Source organism: Streptococcus sanguinis (genome assembly GCF_008329445.1).
Lineage (GTDB): Bacteria > Bacillota > Bacilli > Lactobacillales > Streptococcaceae > Streptococcus > Streptococcus sanguinis_O.
The window spans coordinates 411964-432140 of record NZ_VIBR01000001.1; the positions used below are offsets into that span (position 1 = coordinate 411964).

Below are 20177 nucleotides of genomic sequence, written 5' to 3' on the forward strand. Positions count from 1 at the left end.
GGATTCATTCTGATGATGGTTCTCCTCTTTTTGTTTATTTTCTTAGCCCTTTATATAATTTCAAAATTACTATTTTTTACGAAACAAATAATTCCTTATTTTGTTTTCTTATGGAGAAAAAATAAATCAATGACTGAATACAAAAAAATTATCGTGACAGGTGGAGCTGGTTTTATCGGTTCTAACTTTGTCCACTATGTTTATAATAACTTTCCAGATGTCCATGTGACAGTGCTGGACAAGCTGACTTACGCGGGTAATCGAGCTAATATTGAAGAAATTTTAGGCGACCGCGTTGAGTTGGTTGTTGGAGATATTGCTGATGCAGACTTGGTAGATAAGCTGGCTTCCGAAGCTGATGCTATCGTTCACTATGCGGCAGAAAGCCACAATGACAACTCACTCAATGACCCGAGTCCGTTTATCCACACCAACTTTATCGGAACTTACACACTCTTGGAAGCAGCTCGTAAATACGACATTCGTTTCCACCATGTGTCAACTGACGAAGTCTATGGGGACCTGCCTTTGCGTGAAGATCTGCCAGGTCATGGAGAAGGTCCAGGTGAGAAATTTACCGCTGAAACCAAGTACAATCCAAGCTCGCCTTACTCCTCAACCAAGGCAGCTTCAGATTTGATTGTCAAAGCTTGGGTTCGCTCATTTGGAGTGAAAGCGACTATTTCTAACTGCTCAAACAACTATGGTCCTTACCAGCACATCGAGAAGTTCATTCCGCGCCAGATCACTAATATCTTGAGCGGTATCAAGCCAAAACTCTATGGTGAAGGCAAGAATGTCCGTGACTGGATTCATACCAATGACCATTCATCAGGTGTTTGGACGATTCTGACCAAGGGACAAATCGGTGAAACTTACTTGATTGGTGCTGACGGTGAGAAGAACAACAAGGAAGTGCTGGAGCTGATTCTCAAGGAAATGGGACAGCCAGCAGATGCTTATGACCATGTGACAGATCGTGCCGGCCACGACCTCCGCTATGCCATTGATGCCAGCAAGCTCCGCGATGAGCTAGGATGGAAGCCAGAGTTTACCAACTTTGAAGCAGGTCTCAAAGAGACCATTAAGTGGTATACAGACAACCAAGAATGGTGGAAATCTGAAAAAGAAGCAGTCGAAGCCAACTATGCTAAGACTCAGGAAGTGATTAAATAAGAATAGGCTATCTATGATGAGCCTTGTAAAACTAGCGCTATGTGATTGAGAGGCTGGGATTAACTATCCCAGCCTTTTCTCACAGGATTGTTAGCTTTTTAATATGTTTGTTACAGAAAATTATGCAAAAATAGTGTAAAATAAAATAAATCCTTTCTGTGTTTTTGGCTAAAGGGATTTTCTCAAATTAAAGGAATACAAACATGAAAATGGTAAAAAGAGTAGTGGGAATTGCTTTGGTGCTGTTGCTTGCAGCAGTGCTGTTTCTGGTCCCTGCATCTGTTAATCAAAGTGAACAATTAAAAAATGTTCAAGGCAGTGCTTCCTGGATGAGTATTATTGAGCCAGCTTTGAGCAATGCCAATGTGACGGCTCAGGGAGTCAGCACGGAGGTTTCTCTCAATAGCGTCCAGCTTAATCAGGTGCTCAAGTCTTCTCTGACTGACTCTGAGAATCAGGAGCTGCTGAACAGTGTTTACAGTATTGAAGGCAATAAGCTGCGCATCCAGTATCCAGTCAAACTGCTCTTTATTGACAGTAAGCTAGACCTAGAGGTGGATGTGACGGTGAGGGATAATGTTTTGCACATCACAATTGATAGTGCCAAGCTAGGCTCTCTTTCTATCCCTAAATCTTGGGTGACAGGCATGCTGAAGCAACAAATGCAGGCCTCTAATTCATCTATCACAACGGAGGGAGATAGTTTTCTTCTAGCTCTGCCGCAGAGTCAATTTAGCATTAATAAAATCAGCTTCCAGAACGGTGCTGCGAAAATCCAGTTCAGCATGGGTTATGGAATCTAAAAAAGAAAACTTCATTTGAGGAAGAAGCCTTCCGAATCAAATGGAGTTTTTATACTATTATTTGAGCAATAGCATTGTAAGGGAGAAAAGATGCCTATTCCTAATATCCAGCAAGAGGAGCTGATTGTTATTGACGACAATCTGCGTTTGCGGGCCTATGATGGACAGTTTGAGTTGGCCTTGGACTGGTACCCAGATCCAGATATGATTTATATGATTGATGGCAGTAGAGAGCCCTATTCGCCGGAGCGAGTTCAAAGGATGTATGAGTATTTGGCTTCGCAAGGTGAAGTGTATTTTATTGAAGTATTGGAGCAGGAGTGCTGGCTGGCCATTGGGGATGTGACCTTTTGGCAAGATGATTTGCCTATTATCATCGGAAATGCGGACTACCGTAGGAAAGGAGTTGGCAAGAAAGTTCTTTCTGCTTTGATACAGCGCGCACACAATCTAGGCTATCAGAAACTAACAGTTCAAGAAATTTATGATTTCAATCAGCCCTCTCGCAGTCTATTTGAGTCGCTTGGTTTCTATCCAACTCTTGCTAGGGAGAAAGGGAGGTCCTATACACTTGATTTGACCTTGCCCATAGCGCAGATCCAGCCCAGTCAATTCTATCTTTCACGCGAAAAGCTGGGCAGGATTAGCATTGATTTTGACCAACAAGAACTTGAAGCTTTACCTGTTAAGCGCATGGATGGCAAAATTTTCTTTACTGATGGACATAGCAGAGCCTTTAAGGCTTATCAGGCTGGCCTCTCTCATATTCCCATCTATTATGATAGGGACGAGCTTAACTGGGTCTTTTATCGATACTGTGTCCAGGCTTGTCAAGAAAGAGGCATCTTCTCGATAGCTGATTTACAGAACCGCATCTTGTCCAAGGAAGACTATCAGACTAATTGGCTTGATTGGTGTAAGAGAGAAGCTAGAAAATTTGATAAGAGCTGATATCGCGAAGCTCTTGTGTTATAATAGATAAAGGAAATCAATATATTAAATCAGAGGTGAGATGATGCTTTATGAATTTTGTGCGGAAAATGTAACCTTGTTAGAAAAGGCTATGAAGGCGGGGGCCCAACGGATTGAACTCTGTGATAATCTGGCTGTCGGTGGTACGACGCCCAGCTACGGCGTAATTCGAGCAGCAGTTGACTTAGCCAAGCTTTATGGTGCGACTGTGATGACCATGATTCGGCCACGGGGCGGTGATTTTGTTTACACTGATCTTGAAATTGAGATTATGCTAGCTGATATCCAAAAGGCCAAGGAAGCCGGCAGTCAGGGAGTCGTTTTTGGTGTCTTGACGGAGAAGAACGAAATAGATGTTCCGAAGATGCAGCGCCTGCTGGAGGCATGCAAGGGACTGGAAGTAGTCTTTCACATGGCTTTTGATGCGATACCGGCTGAATACCAGTTTGGCGAAATGGACTGGCTGATTGAGAACGGTGTCCAGCGAATTTTGACCCACGGAGGACCTGACAGTGAGCCAATTGAGGAGCATTTTGCTTGGCTGGACGAATTAATCGAGCATGCTGCTGATCGGATTGATATTATGCCGGGCGGTGGCATTCATCTGGGCAATCGTCAGCAAATTATAGACAGTCTGGCAGTTGACCAGCTGCATGGGACTAAAATTGTATTTTAAGGAGGAGAAGGGCTCTAGCGGCTCCTAATAAAATGTTGGAACTATTTGAAAAATACAAGTCTAATCCAAATAAGCTTCAGACTTACGGTTTTAAGGAGTCTGATGGAGTTTACCATTTCTCGCAGAAGATTATGAAGGGTGACTTTCGCTTGGAAGTAACTATCAGAGATGGGGAGTTGGACTATCAGGTCTTTGACTGCGATACTGATGATGTTTATCTGCAGGTCAAGATGGAGCAGGTGACGGGGGAGTTTGTCGGTCAGGTCCGTGAAGCTTGTCAGGCAGTACTGCTGGCTATCCGTCAGCACTGTTTTGACGAGGTTGGCTTTCTCTATGAGCAGAGTAAGCGACTGCGGGATCATGCGGCTGAGGTTTATCAGGGGCAAATAGAGTACCTCTGGGAGAAGTCGTCCAGAAAGAGCTCGACCAAGGCTGGAGTTTTCCGCCACCAGGACAGTAAAAAATGGTATGGGGCTTTTCTGACCACAGACTGGTCTAAGTTTGAAGCAGAGCGAAGCGGCGCTATTGAGGTGCTAAATGTTAAGAATGATCATGTAGCAGAACTGATTCAGAAAAAGGGGATTTATCCAGCCTTTCACATGAATAAGAAATATTGGCTCAGTCTGCCCTTGGATGATAGCCTGAGCGATCAGGAAATCTTTGATTTACTGGCTGTAAGTTACCAGCTGACCAGTAAAAAATAGAATCGAAGCACAGCGCTCCAATCCGCTGTGTTTCATTTTTCCTCAAAAAACAGTATAATAAAAAGACTAGTAAGAATAGGAGAAATTATGAACCTCATTAGAAAATTAGCCTGGTTTTTTAAGTTGGAAAAGCGGCGCTATATCATCGGTATCTTGGCCTTGTCCTTGGTCAGTGTCTTCAATCTGATACCGCCCAAAGTCATCGGTCAGGTTATTGACCGAATTGCTAGCAAACACCTGACTTCTCAAGAGCTGCTCTTTAATTTGCTGTTGCTGATTGCTTCAGCTTTTATCATGTATGGCCTGCGTTATGTCTGGCGCCTTTATATCTTAGGGACGTCCAATAATCTGGGACGGATTCTGCGCTCTCGATTGTTCGAGCACTTTACTCACATGTCTCCCTCTTTTTATCAGAAATACCGTACAGGGGACTTGATGGCTCATGCGACCAACGATATCAATGCAATTGTCAGTCTGGCTGGGGGTGGAGTCATGTCAGCTGTGGATGCTTCTATTACAGCCCTGGTGACCCTGCTAACTATGTTTTTCGTTTTGGACTGGCGGCTAACCTTGATTGCCATTGTGCCCATGCCCTTCTTGTCGTGGGGTACGGGCTTGATTGGCCGAAAAAATCATGAAAGTTTTAAGGCTGCTCAAGAGGCATTTTCGGATTTGAACAATAAGGTTCAGGAGAGTGTTTCAGGGATTCGAGTGACCAAGTCCTTTGGCTATCAGGAGGCGGAGACTCAGTCTTTTGCTAAGACCAATCAGGAGGTCTACGAAAAAAACGTTTTGGCTGCAAAGTACGATGCTCTTTTTGACCCCTTGGTTTTGCTTTTTATCGGTCTTTCTTATGTTTTGACCTTGATTTTCGGTGGAATTTTTATCTCCCAAGGGCAGTTTACCATAGGAGAGTTGGTTACCTTTATCACTTATCTGGATATGCTGGTTTGGCCGCTGCAGGCTACAGGCTATCTTTTTAACATCGGCCAGCGAGGTGCTGTTTCCTATGAACGGATTGAGAAACTGCTGGCTCAGGAGTCAGATGTCAAGGAAGCTGAACAGCCTCTTTCTCATGCGGAAAATGGTCGATTGGATTATGACATTCAGAAATTTGCATATGCAGAGGAGACTAGTTTATCGGATATTCATTTTTCCATTGAGCAGGGACAGACACTGGGAATTGTCGGTCAGACGGGCTCAGGGAAGACCACTCTTCTGCGCTTGCTGCTGCGGGAGCAGGATATTCAGGAGGGGGCTATCTATCTGAATGGACATGATATCCGGGAGTACCGCCTCAAAGACTTGCGCCGTCTTATCGGCTATGTACCACAGGAACAGATTCTCTTTGCTCTGTCCATTCGGGACAATATCCGCTTTGCTAATCCCCAGCTGACAGATAGCCAGGTTCTAGCTGCCGCTCAACTATGCGGTGTGTATGAGGATATTCAGGCTATGCCAGAGGGGCTGGATACAGTTGTTGGTGAGCGGGGCTTGTCCTTATCTGGCGGGCAGAAGCAGCGCTTGGCAATGAGTCGGGCTATTATTACCAATCCTGAAATTCTGATTTTGGATGATTCCCTGTCGGCTGTCGATGCTAAGACAGAGCATCTGATTTTAGAAAATCTGAAGTCTGAGCGTGCTGGCAAGACAACCATTATCACAGCTCATCGGCTGTCAGCCTTGGTACATGCAGACCTGATTTTGGTCATGGAAGATGGACGGATCAAGGAGCGGGGCACCCACCAAGAGCTGTTGGAGCAAAAGGGTTGGTATGCTCAGACTTATCACAATCAGCAGCTGGCAGAAAGCTTGAAGGAGGAAGATTAACATGAAAAAGAAAGCAACTTTTCATCGCCTCCTTGGCTACATGTGGCGCTACAGGATAGTGAGCAGCATGGCCTTGACCTTCATTCTGCTGACGACTCTGGTCACAACAGCATTGCCGCTCTTGGCCCGCTATTTTATTGATCAATTTATCGGCCGTAACCAAGCCTGGGCTGGCCTGCCTTTGCTGGCTCTTTACTATGGCCTTTTCCTCTTGCGGGTACTTTTTACCTTCTTGGGAAAGTTTTTCTTTGCGCGTGTGGCTCAAAGTGTGGTTCGGGACTTGCGACAGGAAAGCTTTGCCAATATCCAGCGTCTGCAAATGGCTTATTTTGATCGAACACCGGCAGGTGCTATTGTTTCCCGCCTGACTAATGATACTCAAGCAGTCGCAGATATGTTCAGTGAGATTTTTTCTAATTTTTTGAGCTCTTTGCTGATTCTAGTTGTTACTTTGAGCGCTATGTTTGCCCTCAACTGGCAATTGACCCTGATGATTGCTCTCTTTTTACCTCTGATGGCAGCCTCTATCTTGCTCTATCAGCATTTATCTAATCGTCAGCTGAAGCAGGTTCGGAATAAGCTCAGTGATTTGAATGTCAAGCTATCTGAGAGTATTGAAGGGATGCGGATTATTCAGGCATTTGGGCAAGAGAAGCGCTTGCTGCGGGAATTTGAAGAAATTAACGGTCAGCATTTAGGCTTTACCAATCGCTATCTCAATATCAATAGTCTCTTTCTGAGACCGGCCATGTCCCTGCTGAAAATCTTGGCTTATGGAGTGATTCTGACTTACTTTGGCTTGACTTGGCAAGTGGCGGGAATTACTGCTGGTATTATGTATGCCTTTATCCAGTATGTCAATCAACTTTTTAATCCTTTGATTGATGTCATGCAGAATTACTCTGTTTTACAGACATCTATGGTTGCTGCGGAGCGGGTTTTTGAAATCATGGACCGCACAGACTATGAGCCTGAGCAGGCTAACCAAGACTTGCAAATCCAAGATGGCGACATCGAATTCAAGCATGTTTCCTTTTCTTATGATGGTAAGCGTGATGTTTTGCGGGATATTTCCTTTTCTGTCAAAAAAGGCCAGACGATTGCCTTTGTGGGCTCGACTGGCTCTGGCAAGTCCTCCATTATCAATCTTTTCCTTCGTTTTTATGAGTTTGAGCGGGGGCAGATTTTGATTGATGGACGCGATATTAAAGACTATAGTCAGGAGGAGCTACGGCGAAAGATTGGTCTTGTTTTACAGGATCCCTTCCTTTATCACGGTACCGTTGCTTCCAATATTCAGCTTTACCAAGATCAGTTGACGCGAGAAGAAATTATAGAAGCGGCTAAGTTTGTAGATGCTCATGGCTTTATCAATCAGCTCCCTCAAGGCTATGATGCCCCTGTGACTGAGCGGGGAGCGACGTTTTCCAGCGGTCAACGGCAGCTTCTAGCCTTTGCCAGAACCATCGCCACCAAACCTAAAATCTTGATTTTGGATGAGGCGACAGCCAATATTGATTCGGAAACAGAGGAGCTGATTCAAGCCTCACTGAGAAAAATGCGGCAGGGTAGGACAACCATTGCCATAGCCCATCGATTATCTACCATTCAGGATGCCGACTGCATCTATGTCTTAGACAAGGGCCGCATTATCGAATCCGGCAGCCACGAAGAATTGTTAGCACAGGATGGAACCTATAAGAAAATGTACCAACTGCAGGCTGGGATGATGGAGTCTTGAAAAGCCTGATTATAAGTGAAAGGTGTAGAATTCATTTGGAATTCTACACCTATTTTAAATAGTCTTTTAGTTTCTCTACATTTTCTTCTAAGTTATCATAAGGCAGCTTGGCATACTGGTAAGGACAGCTAGCAAGGTAACTCTGTTCAAAGAAGTCAAGCGGCAGGCTGCTGTGTTTGAGAGCACTGACGGAAGAAAGTGACCTCAAGTCTAACAGAATGCCATCCTTGGTCAGATAGCTGGATAGTGGAAGCTGAGCTTGTTCTAGCAGTGTCTGTGCATTTTTTACTTCCTCTTCTTGAAGCTGCAGCAGCGCCAGCCTATTTTTTTCAAACATGAGACTGTCGATGTAGAGAGATAGAGCCTTCTGCATGATGAGGTTGCTGTCATAGTCCACGGCGCTTTTGTAAGCGATGAAGGTTTTTTGAATCTGGGGCGGAAGGAGCAGGGCGGTAATCCTCAGGGCTGGGAAAAGGCTTGTTGAAAAGGACTTGATGTAGATGACCCGCTGGCTATTGTCTAGATAATGAAAGGTTAGCTCCCGCCGGCTATCAAAGTCTGATAGGTAGTCATCTTCTACGATATAGACATCATAGAGCTGGGCCAGTCGAAGAATCTCTTCCTTTTCCTGCCGACTGTAAGAGTGGCCCAAGGGATAGTGAAAACGCGGGATAGTGTAGAAAAACTTGATCTTTCCGCTTTGAAAAATCCTCTCAAGTTCTCGTAGATTAATACCTTGTGGAGTTCTTTCAATGGTTTCATAAGGAAGTTTTTGCGCTAGCAGAAGATCATTAATCCGATGGTAGGTCGGCTGCTCTACTAAGATACGCTCTTTTTGATTGGGAAAGTCAATCTGTGAAAGGATATAGAGGGCCTGCTGGGTGCCGGAAGTCAGTACCAACTGATCCCTAGAAGCATAAACAGCAGAGTCTAGCATTAGATTTTGCACAGAGCGACGTAAATCCTCCAGTCCTTCCTGCTGAGGGTAGTAGTTGAAGAGATAATTTTCCCTACCGATCAGAGTTTCATTTACACAGAGTCGGAAATCTTCGTAGGCTTGGTGACGGTCATCCCTCACAGGTAACTCCAAATCCTGCTTTTCTTCCTGAGCATTTTCCAGCACATAGTAGCCGCTTTTGGGAACGGCATAGATATACTTCTGATATTTGAGCTCAATCAGAGCCTTCTGCGCAGTATCCTTACTGCAGTGGTAAAGCTCTGCAAGCTTTCGGACAGAAGGGATTTTCTGACCAGTTGCCAATTTTCCTTCTTTAATATCCTTAGTAATCTTATCAACGATGCGTTGGTATTTTGCCTTGGTCATAAAACTGTCCCCATACAGATTTGATTTTTTCATATTGTAACTCATTTTCAGATATTTTACAATAGAGAGCAAGTAGGAGGAGTCATGAAAACAAAAACAGTCATTCTGGCCACAGATATTTCTGGCTTAGGTAAGGTTGCCGCAACAGCTGCCCTGCCACTCTTTGCAATTTGCCAGCTAGAGGTTGCCCTCTTGCCAACCATGATTTTATCGTCCCATACAGGCGGTTTTCCAGACGTCTATATAGATGATTACACGCATGGGATGCTTGCTTTTTTGAAACAATGGCAGAGCTTGGAGTTCGACTTTTCAGCTCTGATAACAGGATATTTGAAGTCTGATATTCAGGTGGAAAATTTGCTGCGCTTTAAGAAGGAAAAAAGCTTGCCCCTTATCGTGGATCCTATCATGGGGGATAAGGGAACATTTTATCAGGGATTTTCAGATGCCCATCTAGACCATATGCGTCGCCTCTGCCAACATGCCGATTTGGTTCTGCCCAATTTGACGGAAGCCTGTTTGTTGTTAGAAGAATCCTACGAAGAGAGTTTATCAGAAGATAGATGGGAGGACTACTGCAAGCGTTTGGCTGAGTTAGGACCGAGCAAGGTCTTGTTGACTGGCTTGCCGATGAAAGAGAATCAGATTGGTGTGGCCTATTTTGATGCGGCAACAGAGGAGTTTAACCTCTTTTCCAGTCCAGCTCTGCCCCAGCAATTTTTTGGAACGGGTGATATATTGACGACTCTTGTAGCTGCGGCTTTTGTTCAGGAGATTGACATCAAGCAAGCCCTGCCTGTGATTTTGAAATTTATTGAAAAGAGTTTGGTACTTAGTTTTAAAGAGCAAATAGATCCAAAGAAGGGCGTTTTTTACCAGCCCTATCTAGGAGAGCTTTTCGCTGATTTTCAAGCCTTAATGGAGGAAAAATATGAAGAAACAAACACTTGATTTGCAAACCTTAACCATGATTAGTTTATTTGCTGCTTTGATTTTTCTGAGCATTCAGTTTTTTAAAATTCCTGTGGGAGCTCAGTTTATTCACTTTGGAAATGCACTGGTGGTGGTGGGTTGTCTGATTTTTGGCAGTAAACTCGGTTTTTTGGCGGCTGCTATCGGATTGGGAATATTTGACTTGCTGAATGGTTACGCAGTGGAAATCCCAATTATCTTGTTAGAAGCACTTGCGGTGGCAGTGGTGATTCATTTTCTGTATGAAGGACTCTTTCAGAGAAAGGATCGACTAAGAAATATTCTTGTGACAGCAGTAGCAGCTGCTTTGGTGAAAATTGTGCTCAATATCTTCAAGTACACTCTGACAGGGACACTGTTTGGCGGGAGTAGTTTACCAGCAGCCTTTTTACTGGCAGTAGCTAAGATTACTGGTACATTTGGCTCCAGTCTAGCGACAGTCATTGCTGTCCCAATCTTATATCCAATCTTTAAGCAAGTCAGAAAAGCGCACAAGCAAAGAAGTCCTCTGGAAAAGCAGGGATGAATCAATAATCAGCATAAACAAAGAAACCGTCTGAAAATCCTAAGACGGTTTTTGTGTTTTTCTCTTACATAAAATAAACGATAGCAAGGTATTGCAGGGCAGAAGCCGCTAGAATGAAAAGGTGCCAAATCATGTGGAAGTAGGGCTTCTTTTGAGCATAGAAGCCAGCTCCTACAGTATAGCAGAGGCCACCAGCCAGCATGAGCCCCCAGAAGACAGGTCCGGTTTGACCGATAATCTGCGGAATGATAAAGACAACCAACCAGCCCATAATCAGATAGAGAGCCAAGCTGAATTTTTCATTGACCTTCTTAGCGAAAATCTTATAAAGAATGCCAAAGATGGTCGTGCCCCACTGGATGGCAATGATGAGATAGCCAAACCAGTTATTCATCAGCGACAGCACGACTGGCGTGTAGCTGCCAGCGATAGCGATGTAAATCATGGAGTGGTCGATAATGCGCAAGATATACTTGTGGGTCGAGCCATAGGACATTGAATGGTAGACAGTTGAAGAGAGGAACATGAGAAAGAGGCTGATGACAAAGATAGAAGTTCCGATAGCAGCCACCAACCCGTGCCCTTCATAGCTATAAATGGCTGAGATAGGCAGCAGAATCAGCATCAGAACAGCTCCTACCGCATGGGTAACAGCATTGGCAATTTCCTCACCGAAGGATAGTTTTTTACTGAGTTTAAGCGCGTAGTTCAAGATTTTCTTCCTCCTCACTTGGTACTTGGATTAGGGATAAGGTCTTTTGATAGAGTTTGACTGTCTGGCAGGCAGTGGAAATGATGGGTGCCACCTCCAGCTTGCTGCCGTTCATATAGTCTACAAAGTCGTCATAGAGTTCTCGCGAATCTGCTTCTTTATGCAGCATATTTAAAGTAGCTGAAATTTCCTGGATAGAAAAGACCGTTTTTAAGGTCGTAATGGCAATCAAGCGAGCTACTTGGCGACGTTGATATTTTTTCTTGACCGGCTTAGCAATATAGCCATGCTTGACGTAGTTGTTAATCATAGAAGCAGTCAGTCCCTTGTCAGCAGCTGAAATAGAAGAGCCACAGATATTGTTTACATAGAGCAGAACTTGGTCTAAATATAGGTCCAGTTCTGGTAATTCGTCCCACTTGGGAAAAACTTGTTGAGCGTTCAAATCTTTATCACTTTCTTATCTAGTCTTTATAACTAGATGATAACATCTCTGTAAATCAAAGTCAAGCAAAAAATAGAATGTCCCATTGAAATTTGATATAATTTTAAAAAGAAGAAAGGGAGGTTTCAGATGAAAAAACAAACAATCTTTGATATGGCAGCCTTCCTAGGCAGTCTGATTTTTTGGTCTTGGCTCTATATGCGCTTTTTTTATGCCTATGTAGCTGTCGTCTTTTACAAGAATCAGCCAGAGAGGAACCTGCTGATACCAGCTTCTATCATCCTGACTCTGACAGCTATCAGCTCGCTTTTTATTCGCGGCCTCTACAGTCGGCACATTCCTCGTTGGCTGGTGCTAGCCAGTTACACCCTCTATTTTCTCATTCTATTCTATGCCCTCTTTTTGAAAAATATTGGCAGGCAGGGCTTCAGTCTGGACCTTCAGTCTTTTACCTATAATTGGATTTATGGAGATAAGCTGCTACCCACCATGAATATCATTATGTTCATTCCGCTAGGCTTTCTCTGCAAGTTGTCATGGAAACATGTGGCTTATTTTACCTTGGCTATCAGTCTGGTTGAGGGGAGCCAGTATCTCTTTCACCTGGGCATTTTTGACCTGGGTGATATCTTGACTAATCTGCTAGGCTTCATCATCGGCAGCTATCTACTAGAGACAGCCTTGGGTAAATGGGTTGTCCGCCATATTCACTAAATGAAAGAAGGAAACTATGAAAATTCTTATCCCAACTGCGAAAGAGTTGAATCTAACTGCTCCATCTGCAATCCCTAATCCATTTTCAGAACAAACTCAGGCTGTGTTGGATGAGTTGGCAACCATGTCAGTAGCTGACTTGGCATCATTTTATAAAATCTCCCCAGAAAGAGCAGAGGTAGAGTGGCAAGCCATTCAGGCTTTACGAAAAGGAACTGCGCAGTATGCTCCAGCCCTCTATCTTTTTGATGGCCTTATGTACCGCCATATCAAGAGGCAGGACTATACCAAGGAGGAAAGTCAGTATATCGAGAACCACCTTGCCATCACATCAGCGCTTTACGGAGTCATCCCAGCCCTGGAGCCCATAGCGCCCCATCGCTTGGACTTTATGATGCCGCTTAAGCTAGATGGGAAGAGTCTCAAGGCATTTTGGAAAGAAGCTTATGACCAAGCTCTGGCAAAAGATGAGTCAATTTTCTCCCTCCTGTCCAGCGAGTTTGAAACAGTCTTTTCCAAGGAAACCCGCCAGCGCATGATAGGCTTCAAGTTTCTGGAAGACCGAGGCGGCAAGCTGAAAGTCCATTCGACCATTTCTAAAAAAGCGCGTGGTGAGTTTTTAACTGCTCTAATAACTAACCAAGTAACAGAAGTCGAACAGATGAGAAAATTAAGTTTTGCTAGCTTTACTTACCGACCTGACCTGTCCAGTGACCAAGAGTTGGTTTATGTCAAGGAAGTGTGAAAAGGGAAAATCGAGTCAAGTACTATCTCTGCTCAGAATGCTATCAGTGAATTGGTTGGAGTAGATACAAGCGACAGGCAAAATCAGCAGGTAGAATTTAGCTAAACTACAGTGATTGCTGGAATGGAAGCAGGCCGTCAGGTATGCAATCAAATGCTGCAGGCTGTCAGTGACTTTAGCGCAGCTGTTTTGGCTCAGGCTAATAAATTTCCTGATATAGCTTATAAAATTGAAAAGCGTGATGTAGAGCAGGCACAACGTTGGAGCAACTGATGATAAAAGATAAAAATCAAGAAAGACGTGAGCAACTACATAAGCAAATCATTCAGCTTGAGAATCAAGAAGAAGATCTTTTAGTTCTCAAAAGGCGTTATGAAGAGAAGGTAATGGATTTTCGTACAGATATTTGGACGATGAATGCCCAAATAGAAAATCTGATAGATACCGTATCAGAGACTAGTTCTACCAATCGTAAAATATGGGAAGAAAACCAAGCCTTGCAACAAGCAATTGATAGCTACGTAGAGCAGGAGTTGGACAATGTTTCCAAACAAACAAGGAAAGTTCAGCAAAAATTAGATGAAAATCGAGAAAAATTGACGAAAGAAAGGAACTCTTTACCATGGGAGTAAAGTACAGTGCGTCAGAGTCTTCACAGCTGATGGAGGCCATGTCTAGTAATATTCAAGTGGCCAATGAGGTGACAGACCGATTGTCTCAGGGCTGTGACCACCTGATAGCTACCCTAGACTCTGGAGAACTCATGGGAGCAGCCTATACAGCAGGAAAGGGTCTCTTTTCAGAGATTATCATTCCTGCCATTAAGAAGCTACAGGCTGCAGTGGACGACATTCAAACGGAGTTGAATTCATATAGGACTGCTGATGCTCAGGTAGCTGAGTATGGAAACCTCGACCTGGATCAGCTGAAGAAGACAAAAGAGTTGAGAGAGCAGCAGCTAGCCTCTGTCAAAAAGGCTATTGAAGCAAAAGAATCATTCTTAGAGCGCATGAAGTCTATTACTACATTTAATATCGTTTCTCACATGCAGTCTCTGGTGATTCTTTCTAGTGCAGAATCGCAAATTGAATCACAAATCAAAGAATTGGAAGAGAAGATTGAAAAGCTGGAGTTCTTTGTCGCTCAAGTTTCTCAATATTTCAGTGATAGTCTGGAAGTCCTCCGTCTAGCTATCCAAGGAGCTAGCCAGCTAAGCCAAGTCCTAGTAGACAGCAACGGTAATCACTATGTTGATGGAGTGGATATGAGCTGGGTCAAGAAGATGAAAGAGCAGAAGATTGAGAGCATAAAATATGATTCTTCTAAGAAAACCAAAGACTTGCATAAAGAGTATCAAAGTATTTTAGACAAGTTGGAAAAGGGCAAAGAGCTGAGTGATAAGGAATTTGAAACCCTAGAATCTTATGCTCGACGTTATCCGAAAGCTCAGTTACCAGAAATTGTCACCAACAAGCTGATGACAGAAGCTACTAATAGAGCTAATCCAGAGAAACTACAGGAAAAGGTTGAGAAAATCAAAAAGAGTGATAAAACTTCGACCGAAAAAGCAAACCTAATCGTCAAAGCTTATGAAGATTATCTGTTCTACAATAACAGAGAAGCCTTTGAAGAATATTGGCGAATACGTAGTGCATACAATGGTAAGTGGGATCCATACTCAGATAATCCATTTATTAGAGAAACTGAGGGAATTTTCTTGGAATCAGTAAATAGAGAAAATATAAGAAAAATTGTAGCAAGGATGGGAGACGATGTATTAGATGTTAAAAAAATAGAGGATAAAAAGAAATACGATTTGATTCAAAGGGGTAGAAGCACATGGAAAAGCCCAGGAGATAATGGTTTAGTAGATAATGCCATAGCTGTCGGTTCACAGTGGGGAGCTCTTCCTGCTGATAATTTAAATTTTATGGAGTTGGTGAACACAGGCCAGCCTTTGGATTTAAAAACACGAGTTTATAGAGAAGATTACCCTTTTTCAATTTGGAGTCGGCAATGGGAAGAAGGAATGGAGTCTGACTACCTTGGGAATTATCTTTTTGGCTATGTTGGTAAAGGTTATTTAGAATCTAGTGATACATATTTGAAAGTTGGTGCAGGAATGGCTCAGGGATGGTCAGATAAGAATCCTTTGAAATATTTAGAGAACGTTATTAATGGAAATTATGGAGATAATCCAGGAGATGCTAAGACAATTCAAGATGGTATTAACGATTATAGGGAGAATTACAAATGACCTATAGGAAGAAAAAAATCTGGAAATTAGGTTGTGGCTTGCTAATATTAATCCTAGCAACTAGCATTTTTGGACTATATTTATGGGCAAAAAACATTGGTAAGTACACTTTGCAACCAGGTCAAAGTGTTGAATTGAAAGTTTTTTCTAAAACAGAGCAGCTGGAGTATAATTCGGAATTGATTTTAGAAAAAAAAGATGATGCTAAATTAAAATTATCGGGCCGAAAAGGCTGGGGGATGAAAGGAAGTAATACGGTTTATAATGTTGAGAAGCAGTCAATAACTGAGATTATTATTTCTAAAGATGGAACAGAACGCAAAGACTTACCGAATGATAAGAGTAAAAGTATCTATTTAGAGGGTGATGGAATAGTGGTTCAAGGGGAAATAAAGGAAGTATTTGGGGTGACGGAAGAAATCCCCTACACGATTACCATTACCAATGTGGACGACAAACCAGCACGCTTTGAAGCTCAAGTGGTGGATAGGTAAGGCAAAACATTGGCAACAACTTATAAATTAGCAATCAAGTAACAGATCGCCTGCCAAAAGAACGTGACTACCTAATAGCTACTCTAGCCTCTGGAGAACTCATGTAAGAAGCCTGTACAGCAGGTGGCCAATTTATTAAGCACGAGAAAAGATGGGATTTCTTATGGAAACCAGATACGGATGAGCATAAAAAATCAAAAGAAGATTTTTATGATTATTTGAAGCGAGGAGAAGATAAAAATGTCGGTACGTAAAAAAATAATAAGCATCCTACTTTTGATAATAACTGCTTTTGTCATTTGGTTGCTCTTTGGCCCTGATGATAAACCTGAACCAGATTTTTCTTCTGCCAATAAAATTGAACTACTGGCAAGTATTCTCGCAGGTAATAACGAGGATATTATCCGAGATGCTGGCTATGGAATTCCGGATGACCCGGTGATTCAGCGATGGGGAATAAATGAACTTAAAATACCTGGTAAATTAAACTTGGATGTACGCCCACCGACTAGTTTGGAAGACAGTGAGCTTCTGATTCATTTTTCTACTACAATTGATGGTAAAGAAATAGATGTAGCGTTTTTCTTAGATAAAAAATTAAATTTAATTGATTCGGGTTATGATTCTATAGAGGAAGATGATACTGGGAAAAAAATTGAAATAGATAAGACTCAAGAAAAAGAGCTACTACATCAGGTTCAAACAGAATTGAATCAGTTCTTTGAAAAAATGGAACAGCAACTAGCTTCTAAATAAAGTGTGAGATGTTATGAACAAGTAAGAGTGAAGCCTTTCTTGTAGAGCATGGCAAAACTGTTGAAGAGGAAAAATCAGGAATACTTTTTGACTATTTTGAAAGAGGGGCTGATACAAATGTTCGTTAAATTCAAACGCTATAAATTCCTGACTATTGTTTTGTCCTTACTTCTGATCCTTATTCCTTCCTATTTTGCTTATGAACAAAAAACAACTGGATATCTTGAGGTGATTGGATGAAGAAAAAAACAATTATTTGTTTCGTTTAGTTTATAGAATTGAGGGAAAAGTAAAATTTAGAGATGTTTGGAAAACAGAATAGGAAAACTAATACTAAGGTTAGCTTACTTCAGAATTATTTCAAAACAAAACCTACCCAAGCTTTCTTAATGCTCATAGTTCTTATTTGGTCAGTATATGAGATTGGTGCGACCAGTCTGGCTAGCAACTCGGCTCTGACTAAGGAATTCATGCATAGTCGGTATGTTATGGTTTGGCCAATAGTAGATAGAAAGGCGAATCTATACCACTATGCGGAAGAATGGACTAGTGACGTATTAGATGGCATTATGCATCTGGACTATGAAAAGATAAAAATAACTAGTTTTCCTAAAAAATGGGAGAGCAAAGCTGAAATATACTATACTTTGTCTGAAGATAAGTATGCTGATAGAGTATATTTTTTCTTAGACGAGCCAATATCCAGAGCCTATACAACTAGTTTAGAGCAAAATTATTATTTGATTTCAAAGAATGCAGCTGTTATTAAAGAGGAAACAGGCAAAACGGTTGAACAGTTAGGTCAAGAAGTGGGACATGCAAGGGAGGAGTTTTTGTCTGCTCTTGGTAAGATGAGAATCCTTCGTTTGGTCTATTTGATTCTTCGTATGATAGTACTGTTGCTGTGTATCAAGTGGTCGGGTCAGCATAGAAAAAGAAAAGAGAACGAAATATTGCAGAATGGATAGAGTTCTAATATGATATGTGGTCTATAAGGAGATTCTCAAATGACCTTGAAAAAACAATGGAATTGGAATTTAGGTTGTAGTTTATTGCTTGTTGGAGTTCTGGCATCTGCTTTTCTCTTTTATTTATGGGCACAAAATCTTGGTAAATATACCCTACAACCTGGACAGTCGATCAGCCTAACGGTCAATCCTCGGATACAGAATGTGGAATACTATTCTGTATTAATTTTGAAGAAAAATGATAATAATAAGCTTAAATTATCAGGTTCAGGAGTTTGGTTTGAGGTAAATGGTGAGATTTTTTATGGAGTTGAAGAGCAAAAACTCTTTAAACGAAACTATTCAGAAAATGATAATGAAGAGTTACCCAACAATCAAAAAGGTATTCATTTAGTAAAAGATGAGATTGTTGTTAATTATCAGGGAGAAAAAGTTTTTGACGTCACGAATAACAAACCCTATACTATCACCATCACCAATGTAGACAATAAACCGGCTAAATTTGAAGCTCAAGTGGTGGACAAGTAATAATCTTTGTTAGGAGAAAAAATGCTGAGATTTAAAAATATGCTAATTTTTATTTGTTCTGTGGCTTCTCTAGTCGTTGGAATTAAACTTTATTTCAATTATCAAAGTCAGCAAGAATTCTTTCAATTGAAAGAATCTTTCAAATAGGACGACAAAATAGTAGTCTTAGAACATTTGCTGGCATCAGAAAAGTATGCATCTGACATTCGCAAAGCAGGCTATATTATTCCGCCAGATGGAGCTTTTCGCTTGGATGGGGGAATCAATCCCTTAGAAATAGAAGGGGATTTAAATTTGAAGATTGCGTACCCAGGCAGTAACGGAGTAACAGTTTTTTTGAAACTGAGTTTGATGGGACAATAATAAATTGTCAGTATGTTTTAAATGACAATCTGAACATAGTTCGCAGTTACTATTCTCACATAAATAAACAAAATATAAATGAGCAAGTGAACATCCCACAATCCTAAGAAGCCCGCTTGTTGAAAATTGTTCAAAATGAGATTGATGGCTTTATGAAAAAAATGTATCAGACTTTGTATGATTAAGGCTGTGTAATTGGTCTTGTCAATAATGCAAACTAAAACCCCTCGCAATTATTTGCGGGGGGTTAGTGTCTTATAAGTTTTCTTTTCTTTTTATAATCTTCTCTTTTTAGTTAAGGGCTGCTAAAAGAGCATCAGCCTGTGCTGAGAGTTCAGCAAGTTTGTCTTCTGCGACAGTCAGTTGACCAGTTCCCCATGCTTCTGGGTTGATGCCAACACCTGTGAATGGTTCCACCACATTCATACGGATGAAAGGCAGCAGGCTGCGGTAGTGCTTGAATACTTCATCTGGTGATGTGCCGTTAGCTACAGATGAAACAGTAACAACCTTAGCATTCAGAGCAGATGGGCCAGTTGGGTCTGACAGATCCAGAGCGCGTGAAGCCCAGTCCAAAAGGTTTTTCACTACTCCTGGAATAGCCCAGTTGTAGACAGGTGAGAAAATCCAGATGGCATCAGCGGCCAAAATTTCTTCACGAACCTTAGCAACAGCAGCTGGAGCAGGACTTTCGATGTCTTGGTTGAAGAATGGTACATCTTTGTAATCAAGATATGAAACTTCTGCCTTGCCAGCCAAAGCTTTTTCAGCTTGCTCAGCCAATTGGTGGTTGAAAGAACCTTGACGAAGCGAGCCGACGATGAATAATACTTTAGACATTGCATTGTCTCCTTTTTTATAAAATAAAGAGATATTTCTCTTGTTACGATATATGTTACAACATTAATTACTAGTTAGCAATTATTTAGCTCAATTTTTTGAAATTTTTTAAAATACGAATCAAATCCTGCTTATCGTCTTCTTCGAGAATGGACAGAGCTTGCTGGATATTTTTGATATGATCAGGCAGGGCGGCTTCAATTTTAGCTTTACCTTGTTTCGTCAGACCAATCAAAAAAGCCCGGCGGTCATTTGGGTCGCAGGTTCGGACAATCCAGCCGTCGCGTTCCATATTTTTGATGACAACAGTCATGTTGCCAGAAGTAGCCAGTATACGGTCAATCAAGTCCTGAATACGCAGCTCTCCTTTGCTGTATAGGGTTTCTAAGACGGAAAACTGAGTAGGAGTCAAATCATGCTTTTTAAAAATTTGGGCTTCAATAGCACGGATAGTTCTTTCTGCCTTATGAAAGACAATCATGGTTTTCAAATCAAGCAGAGTTTCTTTGCTTAAATCGTCTGTAATCTTCATAACAATATTTTACCAATAAATAGTATCATATGCAAGGATATTGCTTTAGAATTATGAGAATATTCTCATCAAAAAAAGATAGAAAAATAGGAGTATTTG

Annotated in this window: 22 protein-coding genes and 2 pseudogenes; 19 read left to right on the top strand and 5 right to left on the bottom strand. The window is 41.8% G+C overall.

Features of this window, described 5'->3' with window-relative positions; genetic code table 11:
* Window positions 1-129: 129 nt before the first annotated feature.
* The 7 genes from rfbB to FKX92_RS02155 all read left to right on the top strand — a co-directional run bounded on the left by rfbB (window position 130) and on the right by FKX92_RS02155 (window position 7902).
* Window positions 130-1176, top strand: a complete 1047-nt coding sequence (gene rfbB / locus FKX92_RS02125) for a dTDP-glucose 4,6-dehydratase (protein WP_149565379.1) — start codon at window positions 130-132, stop codon at window positions 1174-1176.
* 203 nt (window positions 1177-1379) lie between these two features.
* Entirely contained in the window at window positions 1380-1979 is a 600-nt protein-coding gene (locus FKX92_RS02130; protein WP_149565380.1) for a hypothetical protein, read from the top strand.
* A 90-nt stretch (window positions 1980-2069) separates the two neighbouring features.
* The gene (locus tag FKX92_RS02135; protein WP_149565381.1) at window positions 2070-2930 is read left to right on the top strand and encodes a GNAT family N-acetyltransferase; all 861 of its coding nucleotides are present in this window, start codon (window positions 2070-2072) and stop codon (window positions 2928-2930) included.
* 64 nt (window positions 2931-2994) lie between these two features.
* Window positions 2995-3627, top strand: coding sequence for a copper homeostasis protein CutC (locus tag FKX92_RS02140; protein WP_187759387.1), 633 nt, complete (start codon window positions 2995-2997; stop codon window positions 3625-3627).
* Between the two features lie 32 nt (window positions 3628-3659).
* On the top strand, window positions 3660-4331 hold the full coding sequence (locus FKX92_RS02145; RefSeq protein WP_002920907.1) for an MmcQ/YjbR family DNA-binding protein: 672 nt from the start codon (window positions 3660-3662) through the stop codon (window positions 4329-4331).
* An 87-nt stretch (window positions 4332-4418) separates the two neighbouring features.
* Window positions 4419-6161: an ABC transporter ATP-binding protein gene (locus FKX92_RS02150; protein ID WP_149565383.1), complete on the top strand. Its 1743-nt coding sequence runs from the start codon at window positions 4419-4421 to the stop codon at window positions 6159-6161.
* Window position 6162: 1 nt separating this feature from the next.
* Window positions 6163-7902, top strand: a complete 1740-nt coding sequence (locus tag FKX92_RS02155; protein WP_149565384.1) for an ABC transporter ATP-binding protein — start codon at window positions 6163-6165, stop codon at window positions 7900-7902.
* 49 nt (window positions 7903-7951) lie between these two features.
* Here FKX92_RS02155 and FKX92_RS02160 read toward each other — a convergent pair whose 3' ends face one another.
* Window positions 7952-9271 carry an aminotransferase-like domain-containing protein gene (locus FKX92_RS02160; RefSeq protein WP_149565385.1) on the bottom strand — a complete coding sequence of 440 codons (1320 nt, stop codon included), beginning with the start codon at window positions 9269-9271 and terminating at the stop codon, window positions 7952-7954.
* 39 nt (window positions 9272-9310) lie between these two features.
* On the opposite strand from FKX92_RS02160, the gene FKX92_RS02165 reads away from it, so the two are divergent.
* Together FKX92_RS02165 and FKX92_RS02170 are read left to right on the top strand one after the other, a co-directional pair.
* Window positions 9311-10177, top strand: a complete 867-nt coding sequence (locus FKX92_RS02165) for a pyridoxamine kinase (RefSeq protein WP_149565386.1) — start codon at window positions 9311-9313, stop codon at window positions 10175-10177.
* The gene (locus FKX92_RS02170; protein ID WP_149565387.1) at window positions 10158-10724 is read left to right on the top strand and encodes an ECF transporter S component; all 567 of its coding nucleotides are present in this window, start codon (window positions 10158-10160) and stop codon (window positions 10722-10724) included. Before FKX92_RS02165 ends, FKX92_RS02170 begins: the two co-directional genes overlap by 20 nt.
* 64 nt (window positions 10725-10788) lie before the next feature.
* Here the strand turns inward: FKX92_RS02170 and trhA are convergent, their stop codons facing one another.
* On the bottom strand, window positions 10789-11436 hold the full coding sequence (gene trhA, locus FKX92_RS02175; RefSeq protein ID WP_002913457.1) for a PAQR family membrane homeostasis protein TrhA: 648 nt from the start codon (window positions 11434-11436) through the stop codon (window positions 10789-10791).
* Window positions 11420-11881, bottom strand: a complete 462-nt coding sequence (locus FKX92_RS02180) for a DUF1836 domain-containing protein (protein ID WP_149565388.1) — start codon at window positions 11879-11881, stop codon at window positions 11420-11422. The genes trhA and FKX92_RS02180 overlap by 17 nt, the downstream gene beginning before the upstream one ends.
* A gap of 129 nt (window positions 11882-12010) precedes the next feature.
* On the opposite strand from FKX92_RS02180, the gene FKX92_RS02185 reads away from it, so the two are divergent.
* From FKX92_RS02185 to FKX92_RS12000, 10 genes and pseudogenes are all read left to right on the top strand, one after another.
* A complete protein-coding gene (locus FKX92_RS02185; protein ID WP_149565389.1) occupies window positions 12011-12595 on the top strand; it encodes a VanZ family protein in 585 nt (194 codons plus the stop codon).
* A gap of 16 nt (window positions 12596-12611) precedes the next feature.
* Window positions 12612-13340 (top strand): peroxide stress protein YaaA, encoded by a 729-nt coding sequence (yaaA, locus tag FKX92_RS02190; RefSeq protein WP_149565390.1) that lies wholly within the window; start codon window positions 12612-12614, stop codon window positions 13338-13340.
* Between the two features lie 9 nt (window positions 13341-13349).
* Window positions 13350-13613 (top strand): annotated as a pseudogene (locus tag FKX92_RS02195) (TIGR04197 family type VII secretion effector).
* A complete protein-coding gene (locus FKX92_RS02200; protein ID WP_149565391.1) occupies window positions 13613-13972 on the top strand; it encodes a hypothetical protein in 360 nt (119 codons plus the stop codon). Before FKX92_RS02195 ends, FKX92_RS02200 begins: the two are co-directional and overlap by 1 nt.
* Window positions 13963-15597, top strand: coding sequence for a polymorphic toxin type 44 domain-containing protein (locus FKX92_RS11995; RefSeq protein ID WP_187759362.1), 1635 nt, complete (start codon window positions 13963-13965; stop codon window positions 15595-15597). Before FKX92_RS02200 ends, FKX92_RS11995 begins: the two co-directional genes overlap by 10 nt.
* Window positions 15594-16091: a hypothetical protein gene (locus FKX92_RS02210; protein WP_149565392.1), complete on the top strand. Its 498-nt coding sequence runs from the start codon at window positions 15594-15596 to the stop codon at window positions 16089-16091. The genes FKX92_RS11995 and FKX92_RS02210 overlap by 4 nt, the downstream gene beginning before the upstream one ends.
* Before the next feature lie 240 nt (window positions 16092-16331).
* Window positions 16332-16847 (top strand): hypothetical protein, encoded by a 516-nt coding sequence (locus FKX92_RS02215; protein WP_149565393.1) that lies wholly within the window; start codon window positions 16332-16334, stop codon window positions 16845-16847.
* A 302-nt stretch (window positions 16848-17149) separates the two neighbouring features.
* The gene (locus FKX92_RS02220; protein ID WP_149565394.1) at window positions 17150-17815 is read left to right on the top strand and encodes a hypothetical protein; all 666 of its coding nucleotides are present in this window, start codon (window positions 17150-17152) and stop codon (window positions 17813-17815) included.
* A 39-nt stretch (window positions 17816-17854) separates the two neighbouring features.
* Window positions 17855-18343 (top strand): hypothetical protein, encoded by a 489-nt coding sequence (locus FKX92_RS02225; RefSeq protein WP_149565395.1) that lies wholly within the window; start codon window positions 17855-17857, stop codon window positions 18341-18343.
* Window positions 18344-18364: 21 nt separating this feature from the next.
* Window positions 18365-18891: pseudogene (locus tag FKX92_RS12000) on the top strand (thiol-disulfide isomerase).
* Window positions 18892-18997: 106 nt separating this feature from the next.
* On the opposite strand, the gene FKX92_RS02235 reads toward FKX92_RS12000, so the two are convergent.
* Complete coding sequence (locus tag FKX92_RS02235) at window positions 18998-19546, bottom strand: NADPH-dependent FMN reductase (protein WP_002895223.1); 549 nt, start codon at window positions 19544-19546, stop codon at window positions 18998-19000.
* A gap of 85 nt (window positions 19547-19631) precedes the next feature.
* The gene (locus tag FKX92_RS02240; RefSeq protein WP_002900138.1) at window positions 19632-20078 is read right to left on the bottom strand and encodes a MarR family winged helix-turn-helix transcriptional regulator; all 447 of its coding nucleotides are present in this window, start codon (window positions 20076-20078) and stop codon (window positions 19632-19634) included.
* Between the last annotated feature and the right edge of the window lie 99 nt (window positions 20079-20177).